At 64.3% G+C, this 13,432-nt stretch carries 7 protein-coding genes and 1 tRNA gene; 6 read left to right on the forward strand and 2 right to left on the reverse strand.

Annotated elements, in window-relative coordinates; all coding sequences use genetic code 11:
- Positions 1 to 8: 8 nt before the first annotated feature.
- From QOJ24_RS12855 to QOJ24_RS12875, 5 genes are all read left to right on the forward strand, one after another.
- A tRNA-Thr gene (locus QOJ24_RS12855) sits at positions 9 to 83 on the forward strand.
- A 45-nt stretch (positions 84 to 128) separates the two neighbouring features.
- Positions 129 to 533 carry an HNH endonuclease signature motif containing protein gene (locus QOJ24_RS12860; RefSeq protein WP_526261696.1) on the forward strand — a complete coding sequence of 135 codons (405 nt, stop codon included), beginning with the start codon at positions 129 to 131 and terminating at the stop codon, positions 531 to 533.
- A 151-nt stretch (positions 534 to 684) separates the two neighbouring features.
- Positions 685 to 7,032 carry a sulfolipid-1 biosynthesis phthioceranic/hydroxyphthioceranic acid synthase gene (gene pks2, locus QOJ24_RS12865; protein ID WP_526261698.1) on the forward strand — a complete coding sequence of 2,116 codons (6,348 nt, stop codon included), beginning with the start codon at positions 685 to 687 and terminating at the stop codon, positions 7,030 to 7,032.
- 45 nt (positions 7,033 to 7,077) lie between these two features.
- The gene (locus QOJ24_RS12870) at positions 7,078 to 8,484 is read left to right on the forward strand and encodes a condensation domain-containing protein (RefSeq protein ID WP_526261700.1); all 1,407 of its coding nucleotides are present in this window, start codon (positions 7,078 to 7,080) and stop codon (positions 8,482 to 8,484) included.
- A gap of 15 nt (positions 8,485 to 8,499) precedes the next feature.
- On the forward strand, positions 8,500 to 9,756 hold the full coding sequence (locus QOJ24_RS12875) for a glycosyltransferase (RefSeq protein ID WP_526261702.1): 1,257 nt from the start codon (positions 8,500 to 8,502) through the stop codon (positions 9,754 to 9,756).
- Here the strand turns inward: QOJ24_RS12875 and QOJ24_RS12880 are convergent.
- Both QOJ24_RS12880 and QOJ24_RS12885 read right to left on the reverse strand, forming a co-directional pair.
- On the reverse strand, positions 9,701 to 10,684 hold the full coding sequence (locus QOJ24_RS12880) for a rhamnan synthesis F family protein (RefSeq protein WP_526261703.1): 984 nt from the start codon (positions 10,682 to 10,684) through the stop codon (positions 9,701 to 9,703). The genes QOJ24_RS12875 and QOJ24_RS12880 overlap by 56 nt on opposite strands.
- Before the next feature lie 2 nt (positions 10,685 to 10,686).
- The gene (locus tag QOJ24_RS12885; RefSeq protein ID WP_526261705.1) at positions 10,687 to 12,414 is read right to left on the reverse strand and encodes a fatty-acid--AMP ligase; all 1,728 of its coding nucleotides are present in this window, start codon (positions 12,412 to 12,414) and stop codon (positions 10,687 to 10,689) included.
- Positions 12,415 to 12,535: 121 nt separating this feature from the next.
- Here QOJ24_RS12885 and QOJ24_RS12890 point away from each other — a divergent pair, with 121 nt between their 5' ends.
- Positions 12,536 to 13,366, forward strand: coding sequence for a phthiotriol/phenolphthiotriol dimycocerosates methyltransferase (locus QOJ24_RS12890; protein WP_526261707.1), 831 nt, complete (start codon positions 12,536 to 12,538; stop codon positions 13,364 to 13,366).
- Positions 13,367 to 13,432: the final 66 nt, after the last annotated feature.

The following is a 13,432-nucleotide window of genomic DNA, read 5'->3' on the forward strand; positions in this document are numbered from 1 at the left end:
GTTCACAGGCCTCCTTAGCTCAGTGGTAGAGCAACATACTTGTAATATGTAGGTCATCGGTTCAATCCCGATAGGAGGCTCCACCCAGCGTCCGATCCCTGTCGGTGGCCGCTCGTAGCGTCAAACGCATGAGGCAGTGTCGTGGTTGCGGAACCGCACTTTCCAAGCGAAGCCAGAAGATTTACTGCGGCAATGCATGCCAGGGTTCGTTCCGACGCAAGGCCCTGACAAAATTGTGGCTCGAAACCGGTGAGGCGTGGGTCGACGGCCGCCGCGGTCACTACATCCGCGAATACCTCGTCGACGCCCAGTCGGACTGTTGCGCCATCTGCGGTGGGGCCAATTCGTGGCTTGGCCTGCCCCTGGCGTTGGTGTTGGACCATATCGACGGGAACCCGACGAACAACCGTCGGGAGAACCTACGGCTGGTCTGCCCGAACTGCGACTCGCAGCTCGCGACCTACAAGAGCCGAAACCGCGGCAACGGTCGCGCCTTCCGCAGGCAGCGATACGCCAACGGCCAATCGTATTAAAGGCTCCCAGTTACCGTAACCAGCCCTAATATGACGTAACGGCCGGTCGCCGCGACCGCAAGTCCACAGCGCTGCGAGGGGGAATGGATTTGTTCGGGCCACTGCTTGACGGGTTGCGTGTTCAGTATCGGCAGCTATGTCTCCGGCGCGGATGAGCAAGACTCCTCCGGCTCCGGTCGCGATCATCGGAATGGCCTGCCGGCTGCCCGGAGGCATCGACTCTCCAGAACAGCTATGGGAGGCGTTGCTGCGCGGCGACGACCTGGTCACCGAGATCCCGGCCGACCGATGGGACGCCGACGAATACTACGATCCCCAGCCGGGTGCGCCCGGACGGACGGTGTGCAAGTGGGGCGCATTCCTTGATGACGTCGCCGGCTTCGATCCCGAGTTCTTCGGCATCACCGAAAACGAAGCGATCGCGATGGATCCGCAGCACCGCTTGCTGTTGGAAACATCATGGGAGGCAATGGAACACAGCGGACTGACCCCGAAAGCGCTGGCCGGCTCGCGGACCGGCGTGTTCATGGGTCTGATGCATGACGACTACCAGTTCGTGCACGCGGAGGCCAACGTATTGGAGGGGCCTTACGGGTACATGGGCAACAGCTTCGCCATGGGGTCTGGGCGGATTGCCTATGCGTTGGGACTGCACGGTCCGGCGATGACCGTGGACACCGCGTGCTCGTCCGGCCTGTCGGCGGTGCATCTGGCCTGTCGCAGCTTGCGTGACGGCGAAAGCGACATTGCCCTGGCGGGCGGCGCCTCGGTGTCGCTCGAGCCGCGAAAATCCTGTTCCGGTTCTGCCATCGGAATGCTGTCTGCGACCGGGCGCTGCCATGCGTTCGACATCGCCGCCGACGGGTTCGTGGTCGGCGAGGGTTCCGTCGTGCTGCTGCTCAAGCGGCTGGCGGATGCGCTGGCCGACGGCGACCGGATTCTGGCTGTATTGCGCGGCACGGCCGCCAACCAGGACGGCCACACGGTGAATATCGTGACGCCGTCGCGGGCCGCACAGGTCGACGCCTATCGGGCGGCACTGGCAGTGGCGGGTGTGGATGCCCGCACCGTTGGCATGGTGGAGGCTCACGGGCCCGGCACCCCCGTGGGCGATCCCGTCGAATACGCCAGCCTGACAGAGGTGTACGGGCTCGACGGGCCGTGTGCGTTGGCATCGGTGAAGACCAACTTCGGGCACACCCAGTCGGCTGCCGGAGCGCTGGGGCTGATGAAGGCGGTCCTCGCGGTGCAGCACGGTGTGATTCCGCGCAATCTGCACTTCACCCGGCTGCCTGATGCGATGGCCGAAATCGAGACCAACCTCTTTGTGCCGCAAGAGAATACCTCGTGGCCAAGCAACGGTCACCACGGACCTCGACGGGCGGCGGTGTCGTCCTACGGGTTCTCCGGAACGAATGTGCACGCGATCGTTGAGCAGGCTCCCGAGACGACGGCACCTGCCGACGCACAAATCGATCCCGCCATCGACGGACACCTGGTTTTCCCGCTGTCGGCCACGTCGGCCGACGGACTGCGCCAAACCGCGGGGCGGCTGGCTGATTGGGTCGACGCACGCGCGCCGGACCTTTCGCCGTCGGATCTGGCGTACACCCTTGCTCGACGCCGCGCGCACCGGCCGGTGCGCACGGCGGTCCTCGCAGGCAGCCTCGAGGAGCTGACCGAGGGTTTGGCCGATGTCGCACAAAGCGAGTTTCCCTACCAACCCGCAGCCGGGCAGGACGATCGTGGACCGGTATGGCTGTTCTCCGGGCAGGGTTCGCAGTGGGCGGCGATGGGAACCGAGTTGCTTGCCACCGAACCGGTGTTCGCCGCGACCGTCGCCGAGGTGGAACCGCTGATCGCCCGCGAGTCCGGATTCTCTGTTACTGAAGCGATTTCGGCGCCCGAGACGGTGCATGGAATCGATCGGGTCCAGCCCTCACTGTTCACCATGCAGGTCGCGCTGGCTGCCACGATGCGGGCATACGGTGTGCAGCCTGGTGCCGTGATCGGTCACTCGATGGGCGAGGCCGCGGCCGCGGTTGTGGCAGGAGCCCTTTGCCTGGAAGACGGGGTACGCGTGATCTGCCGCCGATCGCGGCTGATGGCCACGATCGCGGGCTCCGGGGCAATGGCGTCGGTGGAACTGCCTGCCGAGCAAGTGCTTCTGGAACTGATGGCTCGCGGTGTAGACGACGTCGAGATCGCAGTCGTGGCCTCGCCGCAGTCCACTGTGATCGGCGGCGCCAAGCAGACGGTATCGGATCTGGTCGCAGCCTGGGAGGCACGCGACGTGATGGCCCGCGAGATCGCCGTCGACGTCGCCTCGCACTCCCCCCAGGTCGATCCGATCCTCGACGAGTTGTCCGAGGAGCTGGCAGATCTCGACCCCAAGACACCGGAGGTGCCCTTCTACTCGGCGACCGCTTTCGACCCGCGCGAGCAGCCCGTGTGCGATGCCTGGTTCTGGTCGGACAACCTGCGTCACATGGTTCGTTTCGCCGCTGCCGTCCAGGCGGCGTTGGAGGACGGCTTCCGTGTCTTCGCGGAGTTGGCTCCGCATCCCCTACTCACTCATGCTGTCGAGCAGACTGCCGCAGGCGTTGGCACGTCGCCGGCCGTACTCGCCGCTATGCGCCGCGAGCAGGAGTTGCCCCACGGGCTGCGCGGCTTCCTCGCGGATCTGCAGAGCGCGGGCGCGGCGATCGACTTCTCGGTGATCTATCCGGGCGGTCGGCTGGTGGATGCACGGCTTCCGGCCTGGAGTCACCGCACACTTATGCTCTCCCGCAGCGGTGAGGAGTCACGGGCACGCGGCGCGCACATAATTGCGGTGCACCCCCTGATGGGCGCGCACGTGCAATTGCACGAGGAGCCGGAGCGTCACGTCTGGCAGGGTGAGGTCGGCACCGCAGCGCACCCCTGGCTTGCCGACCACCGCATCCACAATGTGGGTGTACTTCCGGGAGCGGCCTACTGCGAGATGGCACTAGCCGCGGCTCGCACGGTCCTCGGTGAGGAATTCGAGGTCCGCGACATCCGTTTCGAGGCAACGCTTTTGCTGGACGACGAGACCCCGGTGTCCGCCGCCGCATCGGTGACCTCGCCGGGCGTCGCCGACTTCGCGGTGGAGACCTTCGGTGACGGCGCGCAGACTCGGCGGGCAGCGGCGATGCTGCACGCGGGAACCGATGACGACCGGCCGGCGGCGTACGACATATCCGCCCTACTCGCGGCCCACCCCTGCCCGCTTGATGGGGCCGAGATGCGCAAGCAATTCGACGAACACGGTCTGCACTATGGCCCGGCTTTCGCCGGATTGGCCGCGGTGCACACCGCGAACGACACCGCGGGGACAGTGCTGGCCGAGGTCCGGCTGCCCGGCCCTGTCCGCTCGCAACAGGGCGCCTACGGCGTTCATCCCGCCTTGCTGGATGCCTGTTTCCAGTCGGTTGCGGCTCATCCCGAGGCCCAGGTCGCAGGTAGCGCCGGTCTGCTGCTGCCGCTGCGCGTGCGCCGGATCCGTTCCTACGCTTCCGCCCGCACGGCCCGGTACTGCTTCACGAAAGTGACCAGTGCCGACGGGGCCGGGTTGGCGGCCGATCTCGATGTGCTCGATGAGCACGGGACGGTCCTGCTTTCCGTGCACGGACTGCAACTCGGTATCGGGGCATCCGATAGCGCAAGCCGCGATCGCGTACTGAACGAGCGCCTGCTGACCATCGACTGGGAACGGCGAATGCTGCCCGATGTCGACCAATTCGCACCCCAGACATGCGTGCTGATCAGCACTTCCGCCACTGCAGACGTCGTGGCGACGCGGCTGACCGATGCGTTGAAAGCCGCGGGCGCCGGCTGCGCGACCATGACATGGCCGCAGCATTCCGATCACCAGGCCAACGCCGAACTGCTCGGCTCGCATCTTGTCGGCGGCGAGGCCGACGCAGTGGTCATACTCGCAGGCCCCAGAAACGGCGATCCGGATGAGGAATGCGCCGTGCGCGGCGAGGACTATGTGCGGCACATGGTGCGCATCGCCCGCACGATCACGGAAACCGACGAAAGACCGCCGCGCCTCTACGTCGTGACGCGGCACGCCCAGACCGTCTTGCCGGGCGACGTGACGAACCTCGAGCAGGCCGGGCTCCGCGGCCTGGTGCGAGCGATCAGCACCGAACATCCCCATCTGCGCGCCACCCACATCGACACGGACGAAGACACCGAGGGGGAGCAGCTGGCACGCCAACTCCTGGGCAGGTCCGACGAGGACGAGACGGCTTGGCGGAACGGCCAGTGGCACACGGCGCGCCTGAGCCCCGCACCGCTACGCCCCGAGGAGCGGCGAACCGCCGTGGCGGATCATCCGCATGATGGCGTGCGTTGGCAGATCCGCACGCCCGGTGACCTGGAGACGATGGAACTGGCCGCGTTCGACCGCGTGCCGCCGGGGCGCGGGGAAATCGAGGTCGCGGTAACGGCGTCCAGCCTCAATTTCCCTGACGTGCTCTACGCCTCCGGTCGCTACCCCGGCATCGACGGCGATGCGCCGGAACTCGGTACAGATTTTGCCGGCATCGTGAGCGCCGTTGGTCCCGACGTGACGACTCATCGGGTGGGCGACCGTGTCGGCGGCTATTCCGTGAACGGTTGCTGGGCAACGTACGTGACGTGTGACGCCCGCCTTGCCGTAACGCTGCCGCCAGGCCTCACCGACGGCCAGGCGGCCGCGGTGAGCACCGCTCACGCCATCGCCTGGTATGGCCTCCACGATCAGGCACGGATCGCGACCGGTGACCGGGTGTTGATTCACTCCGCTACCGGAGGTGTGGGGCAGGCGGCGATCGCGATCGCCCGCGCCGCGGGCGCCGAGATCTTCGCAACAGCGGGCAGCGAGTCGCGGCGAGTGCTGTTGCGCAACAGAGGGATCGAGCATGTCTACGACTCCCGTACCGCGCAGTTCGCCGAGCAGATCCGCCGCGACACCGACGGGTACGGCGTCGACATCGTGCTCAACTCACTGACCGGCGCCGCACAGCGCGCCGGGCTGGAGGTGCTGTCCATCGGCGGACGATTCGTGGAGATCGGCAGACGCGACGTCTACGCCAACACCCGGTTAGAGCTCTTCCCGTTTCATCGCAACCTCACGTTTCACTACGTCGATTTGCACCTGATGTCGCAGAGTCACCCGAAGCGGGTCGGCGACCTGCTGCGCACGGTGTACCGGCTGGTCGCAGACGGCGAGCTGCCCATGCCGGAAGCCGTTCACCACCCGCTTGGCGATGCGGTCACGGCTGTCCGGGTGATGGGCGCGGCAGAACACAGGGGCAAGCTCGTACTCGACGTGCCCCAGTCCGGACACACCCCCGTCGTGCTACCGCCCGAGCTGGTGCGCACGTTCCGGGGCGACGGTTCCTACATCGTCTCCGGGGGTTTGGGTGGCATCGGTCTCTTCCTCGCCGAGAAGATGGCCGCGGCCGGTTGTGGCCGTATCGTGCTCAGCTCCCGCTCGGCGCCCAGCTCCAAGGCGATGGAGACCATCGAGCTCATCCGGGCGATGGGCGCCGACATCGAGGTGGAATGCGGCGACATCGCCGAAGTCGGGACGGCGTTGCGTCTGGTGGACGTGGCGACAGCGACCGGACTTCCGTTGCGCGGGGTGCTGCATGCCGCTGCGGTGTTCGAGAACGCGATGCTGGCCACCATGACCGACGAGCTCATCGAGCGCAACTGGCTTCCAAAAGTCAACGGCGCGTGGAACTTACATCAAGCCACCGTCACCGCGCCGCTGGATTGGTTCTGCCTGTTTTCGTCGGCGGTAGGCCTGGTGGGGTCGCCGGGGCAAGGGGCGTACGCCGCCGCCAACAGCTGGCTGGACGCGTTCGCGCGGTGGCGCCGCACCCACGGCCTGCCCGCCACGACGATCGGGTGGGCGCTGTGGGCCGAGGTCGGTCGCGCCGCCGAAATCCGGGCCGAGATCGGGGAAGAGTTGGCGCTCGGACAGGACGGCGAAGGCACAGCAATCGCGCACTGGCGTGACACCGCATTCACCTCCGACGAGGGCGCCCACGCCTTCCAGACATTGCTGTGCCACGACCGCGAGTATTCCGGCTATGCAACGATGACGGGAACGCCGTGGTTCGCCGCCTACGCGCAGCGCAGTCGGTTCGCTGAGATGTTCCGGTCCAAGCGGCAAAGCTCTACGTACACAAGCCAAGTGCTCGGTGAGCTGTACGCGCTACCATCCGCGGAGTGGCCGGGTCGCCTCCGACGCCTGGTCTCCGACGCGGTCAGCTTGATCCTGCGTCGCACCATCGATCCGGATCACCCCCTATCCGAGTATGGCCTTGACTCCATGGGCAACCTCGAGCTGCGCACCCGCATCGAGGCCGAGACGGGTATCCGCGCCACCACCAACGACGTCACCACCATCGGGGGACTGGCCGGCTTGCTCTGCGAGAAGCTGGCTGCACACCCGCCCGCTCACCAGCTGTCGGACTGAGGGGGAAGGGTGTTCGAAGCCGCAGGGTCAGCGCAGGCGCTATTCGTGGGGACAGTCCGTGACTGGGTGCCGGAGCAGGGGAAGGTCGTGGCCTGGGAGGCGTCGCCTGCCTCGCTCGCCAAAGCACGGCAGGCTCCGATAAGTGATGTCCCGCTCAGCGCGATGCAGGAAGCCCATCTTCGCGGCTTTGTCCGCTACGCGGCCCAGGGGCGCGATTATGCACGGCTGGTGATCGGCTCCGGCGACGAACCAGGTCGGTGTGACATTCGAGCGATGGGCTACGTGATCAACTCACACCTTCGTCGGCACAAGACGTATCACAGTTGGTTCGAGCACACGAATACGCGCGGCTTCGTTCGACACACCATCGGCGATTCCGCCGACATCGATTTCATCCCGGTGCGACATCAGGAGATGACGCCGGCTGAGTGGCAACGGTTTGTGCTGTCCACACCTGATCCGCTGCAGTGGGATTGCTTCCGCTTCGGCATCATTCAGGGGGCGGACCACTTCACATTCTTTTCGATCGTCGATCACCTGCACTGCGACCCGACGATCATTTCCGGGCTGTTCACCGAGGTCATCATGAACTACCGCGCACTTGTCCGGGGCGGCGCACTCGTTGCGTTGCCACCTCCGGCCAGTCATGACGATTTCTGCTTGCGCGAGAAGCGCCACCTTGCCGCATTGTCGGTGGAATCCCCCGACGTCCGCAGGTGGATCGACTTCGCCGACCAAAACGGCGGAACCCTGCCGGATTTCCCACTGCCGCTTGGTGATTTGTCGGCATCCACCGGTGGCGACCTCGTGGTCGAACGGTTGATGGACAAGGAACAGACAGCCGTGTTTGAATCTCGCTGCACAGAGGCGGGCGCCCGGGTCAGCGGTGGCTTGTTCGCCTGTGCGGCTCTTGCACAATACGAGTTGACCGGTGCCACTACATATTACGGACTCGCACCGATCGACAAGCGCAGGTCGCTTGCGGAATTCTCAACCATGGGATGGTTCACCGGCGTGGTTCCGTTCACCGTGCCTGTCAACCCGAGTTCGTTCGAAGAGACTGCCCACGCGGCGCAGGTCTCCTTCGATTCGAACCTGGACCTCGCGAATGTGTCGTTCAACGACGTGTTGAAATTGGCGCCTCGACTCAGGCCATGGGGACAGAACTGCACCATGGTCAATTACATGGATGCGGGCCTGCCGCCGTTTTCCGCCACCGTCACATCTGAGATGAAAGACGCGAACGTGAGGATCTATTGCGACCCAAGGGATCCTGCGCACCTCTATATTTCAGTGATTCGTCTGTTCGACGAGTTGTCGATTTGGGTCAACTTTCAGAACAATTCGATCGCCAGGGACTCCGTGCTCCGATATCTGAGTGCGATGAAGTCTGTGTTCGGGCGGGTCACTGGTGGGCGGCACGCGGGGCCACCGATTCACATACCCGGTTAAGGGTGAGTTTCGCCGATGAAGGTTGTCTTGGCCGCGCATGGAACTCGCGGCGACGTCGAGCCCAGCGCCACCGTCGGTCTGGAGTTGCAGCGACGAGGACACGAAGTGCGCATGGCCGTTCCACCCAACCTTGTCAGCTTCGTGGAGTCGGTCGGGCTCGTCGCAGTCGGTTACGGGCCGAATTCCGATGAGCAGGTGATCGCGGTGGCGGATTTCGTTCACCGCGCCTTCACACCGCGGGATCCGGTCCGGATGCTGCGCGCGGGCCGAGAGCTTTTCGTCGAAGGCTGGGCAGCGATGAGCAGGACGCTGATGTCAGTGACGGACGGGACCAACCTGCTCGTGACGGGCCAGACATATCACGGCGTCGCCGCCAACATCGCGGAGTATTACGACATCCCGTTGGCGACGATCCACCACATCCCCATACGCGTCAACGGCCAGCTCGCTCTCCCGTCGATACCCTCCACGCCGTACATGGTCCGCTCCACCATGCGGGGGGTGTGGAGGGTGTACTGGCTGATGACGAGGGCCGTTGACGACGCGCAACGCCGTGAACTGGGCCTATCGAAGGCAGCGGCCCCTGCTGCGATACGGATGACTGAACGTGGATCGCTGGAAATCCAGGCCTACGACGAGGTCTGTTTTCCACACCTCGCGGGGGAGTGGAATGGCCGGCGACCGTTCGTCGGGGCGCTGACGATGGAGGCGCCTGCGTGCTCCGACGCCGAGGTCGCCTCGTGGATCGAAGCGGGAACGCCACCCGTTTACTTCGGATTCGGCAGCACACCGATCCAATCCCACAACGACACGATCGCGATGATCACGATGGCCTGTGCCGAACTGGGCGTTCGGGGACTGATTTACACCGGCCCGAGCGGCCCGGTCGGCATCTCACCGTCCGAATACGTGAAATTCGTTGGTCCGTTGAACTACAGAACCGTCCTTCCCCGGTGCCGCGCGGTGGTACATCACGGTGGGGCGGGCACCACGGCGGCCTGCCTGCGAGCCGGAGTCCCCATGGTGGTCCTTTGGGACGTGGCCGATCAGCCGATCTGGGCGGCGCAGGTCACTCGAATGGGAGTCGGTCGTGCCCAACGCCTGTCGACCATCACAGGGAAATCGTTGGTGGCGCACCTCCGCCACGTGTTCGCGCCGCATTACGCCATCCGAGCCCGCGAAATCGCCCCCAGGATGACCGCGCCTGCCGAAAGCGTCACCGCGGCCGCTGATCTCCTGGAACGGGCCGCTCGCGGGCAGCGCTCTGACTGATACGTAACCTCTCCACGTTCGATTCGATGAGTCGGTAAGGGTAGGAAGTGCGCTGCTCGATGACGCCCCGCAAGTGCGGGATGGATACATGCCATCGATCAGCTTGGCGCGCCAGGACCGTCTTCAGGAAGGGAAATCGGAAGTCCTCGATGAGGTTGTCCCAGTGGTAGAGCGTGCCGTTGTTCTGGCCGACGAGCCGGCCGAGCCAGGGATGGGCCTGCGAGCCATAGGCAGCTTCGATGCTGGCGGCAGAGACGAACGGCTTGACGGTGAGCCCTGCTTGACGCGCGCGCCTGGACAAGCCCACCTCGTATCGCATTATGACGGTGCCTTTGTGGACGACATATCTGAAGTCATCCCAGAAATTGTTGAGGAAGGGACGGGTGTGCACGTTGAGATCCCATGCCAGAAGGAAAGACTGGAGGTGCGGCACCATCTGGCTGTTTTCGATTGCACCGTACATATCGGCTTCGTGGAAAGACCCCCACATCTCCTCGATGGGGAAGAGTGGACCGAAGACACTGTCGTTGGCGACCACGAAGCGGTCGAATTCATCGAGCGACCACCCTCGCTGTCTGAGGATCCACCACGCGAGGTGCCACGAGCCGAAATCGTGGGAAAGGGTGCGGCGGGTGTAGATGCCCGCGCAAAGAGAGCGGATGGGGGCTACCGATTCCGGTGTGAGAGTCGGAGAGCCGGACACGAAAATGATGGCCGCACCGAGCCCGTGCAGCGCCTTCAGGTAATAGACGACATGAGGATCGATGACACCTTCGGGATCGAAGTGTGCGAACAGGACCAGCGTGCGGCAAGCCTGCGGAGGCTTGCGCGGAAGCTCACGGTGCGTTTCGCAGAGGAAGCGAAAAGTGTTGCGGTCCAGCCGGTGGCGCATTGCAGCCAAGGAGCGCTCGGCCTCGGTGCGCAGCATGTTCAACCGTCCAGCCGGGCGAACCCATTCTGTCGGTACCGCTCGACACAAGCCGCTCTTCTGACCTTGCCGCTGGTCGTGATGGGGATCGAGCCAGGTTCTACCACAACGAGATCTGCTACGCCGAGGCCATGCACGTTGGATATCGCCGAGCTGACTTTCCGTTTGAGGACGTCGAAGTTGTCCATCGGATCTTGGTTGGCGGCTGCGCGGTTCTTGCACTCGATGATCGCGACGAGTTTCTCGGTGCCGTCGTCCGCAACGGTGATCGCCGCGCAGCGTCCCGGCGCGACGCTCTGAATCGTTGCCTCGAGGTCGTCGGGTGAATGGTTGCGCCCGTAGACGATCAAGAGATCCTTGATGCGACCGATGACGAATAGCTCTCCGTCGGAGATGAATCCCAGATCGCCAGTTCGCAGCCACTGCGTTTCGGGGAGTCCTGGCGACGGAGCGACCAGCGTTGCGCCGAATGTCTGCTCGGTCTCTCGGGGTTTGCGCCAATATCCGGTCGCAATGTTGTCTCCATGCACCCAGATTTCACCGGTCGTCCCTGCCGGACACTCGATTCCGGTCTCGGGATCGACGATGCACACTTTCGGTGATCGCGGCACACCGTAACTGACCAACGCTGTGCCGCCGCCGGCCGTCGACAGTTTCGCCTTTCCTGCGGTGAGTTCTTCGGATTCGAAGTGAACGACGCGCGGCGGTTGACCCGCCTCACGGGTCGCGACGTAGGCCGTTGCTTCGGCCATCCCGTACCCCGCCCGTACCACAGTGCTTCGGAGGTTGAAGCGGGCGAAGCGTTCCGCAAAGCGTCGCAGGGTCGGGGGTTGTACCCGCTCGCCGGCATTGAGCAGGAAGAGCACGTCTGCCAGATCGAAACCAGCCATGTCGTCGTCGGACGTCTTTCGGGCTGCCAGGTCGAAGGCGAAGTTGGGTGCTGCCGACGTCGCATGAGTGTTGCTGGCCAGCAACTGCATCCATCGGGCCGGCCGCTGCAGAAACGCGATTGGACTCGTGAGCACGGTGTGAAAGCCCGTCAGTATCGGAAAGACCACGCCGAGATGCAGCCCCATGTCGTGATAGAACGGCACCCAGGACACCACTGTCGTGTCCGGCGGGGCGACACCGCCGTGGTCGGCGAAGAAGTCGGCATTCATGTGCTCGAAATTGGCGATGACATTCTCGTGCGAAACCATGACACCGGCGGGGTCGCGGGTGGATCCGGAGGTGTATTGCACGTACTCGGTCCCTGGCGACATGTCGCCGCGCGCCGTCGGCGCCACTTTCGAATCGAGGTCGAGCAGATCAACCTCGATGATCGTTGGAGGGGACTCACCGGACGTCGACTCGACGTATCGAGCGATGTCGTCCACGACACCCGATGTCGTGAGGACCACAGACGGCGCCGCGTCGTGCATCACCGAGTTGATACGTTCCTCACCGCCGACACCCAGCGGAACCGCGACGAGTCCGGACTGCAATGCGCCGAGAAACGCTGCGATGTAGTCAAGTCCTTGCGGCGCGAGTATCACCGCGCGGTCGCCGGGTGACCCGTGCAGTCTGAGCTCCTGCGCGATGTTGACCACTCGCCGATGGAGCCGCGACCACGTCAAACTCTCGGCAACGCCCGCCCAATCCTTTTCGTAATCGATGAATGTGAATGCCGTCCGGTCGGGCTGCAGACTGGCGCGCTCCCGCAGCAGGGCCGGAATGGGCCACCTAGCCATGGCGGTCAGGCTACCCAAGGTGACCCAACGGCGCTGGCCGATTTCTGAATCGCTCAGGCGCGCAAGGGATCAGTATCAGTGACCGCGTCTGTGAAGTCGTGGTTCGTGTCATAATGCCGTGGTGGCGCTCAACCGTACGCCTACCGAACGCCTCATCGACCGACTGAACCGCAACCCAATCTTGCTGAAGATTCTGGATTTGCGCTTCACACTCGGTTACCGCTTGCTCAGCAGCCTGCTTACAAGAGATGACGTGTTGTTCCTCAATTACGGATATGAGGAAGATCCGCCGATGGCCCTGCAGCTGGCTTCGTCCGATGAGCCCGACCGATTTCCCATCCAGCTTTACCACCGCACGGCGACGCAGGTGGATCTCGCCGGCAAAGAAATACTGGAGGTCAGTTGCGGTCATGGCGGCGGCGCTTCCTACCTGATGCGGACGCTGCACCCGAAGTCGTACACGGGCCTGGACCTGAACACCGTCGGCATCGAGTTCTGCCGAAGGAGACACACGCTATCGGGTCTGAGCTTCGTTCACGGCAACGCCGAGAACCTGCCCTTCAACGATCAGTGCTTTGACGCCGTGATCAATGTCGAAGCCGCGATCAACTATCGAGACGTCCCACGTTTCTTTGCCGAAGTACAGCGGGTGCTCCGCCTTGGAGGACGTTTCCTATACGCCGATATTCGCTACGACGACGAAATCGCTACCTGGGAGGCAGACCTTGCCGATATCCCAATGCGGCTGCTTTCTGAACAGGTCATCAACGCCGAGGTCATGCGGGGGCTCGAGAACAGCAGGCTGCTCGACCAGATCTCCCGCCGTCTCCCGCGCGTCGGGTTCGTGCGAGGCCTAGTCAGTGACTACGCAGGCGGGCCCGGTTCCTTGATCTACCGCCGCTTACAGAGCGGCGAAGCCTCGTACCGCTTATTCTGTTTTGGCAAAGACTGAGCGGGATGACGCGCGTCGACGAATGGACCGTTGCGGTAGCACCTCGACCACCGCGACCCGGGCGAT

This window comes from Mycobacterium sp., from assembly GCF_032159775.1.
Lineage (GTDB): Bacteria > Actinomycetota > Actinomycetes > Mycobacteriales > Mycobacteriaceae > Mycobacterium.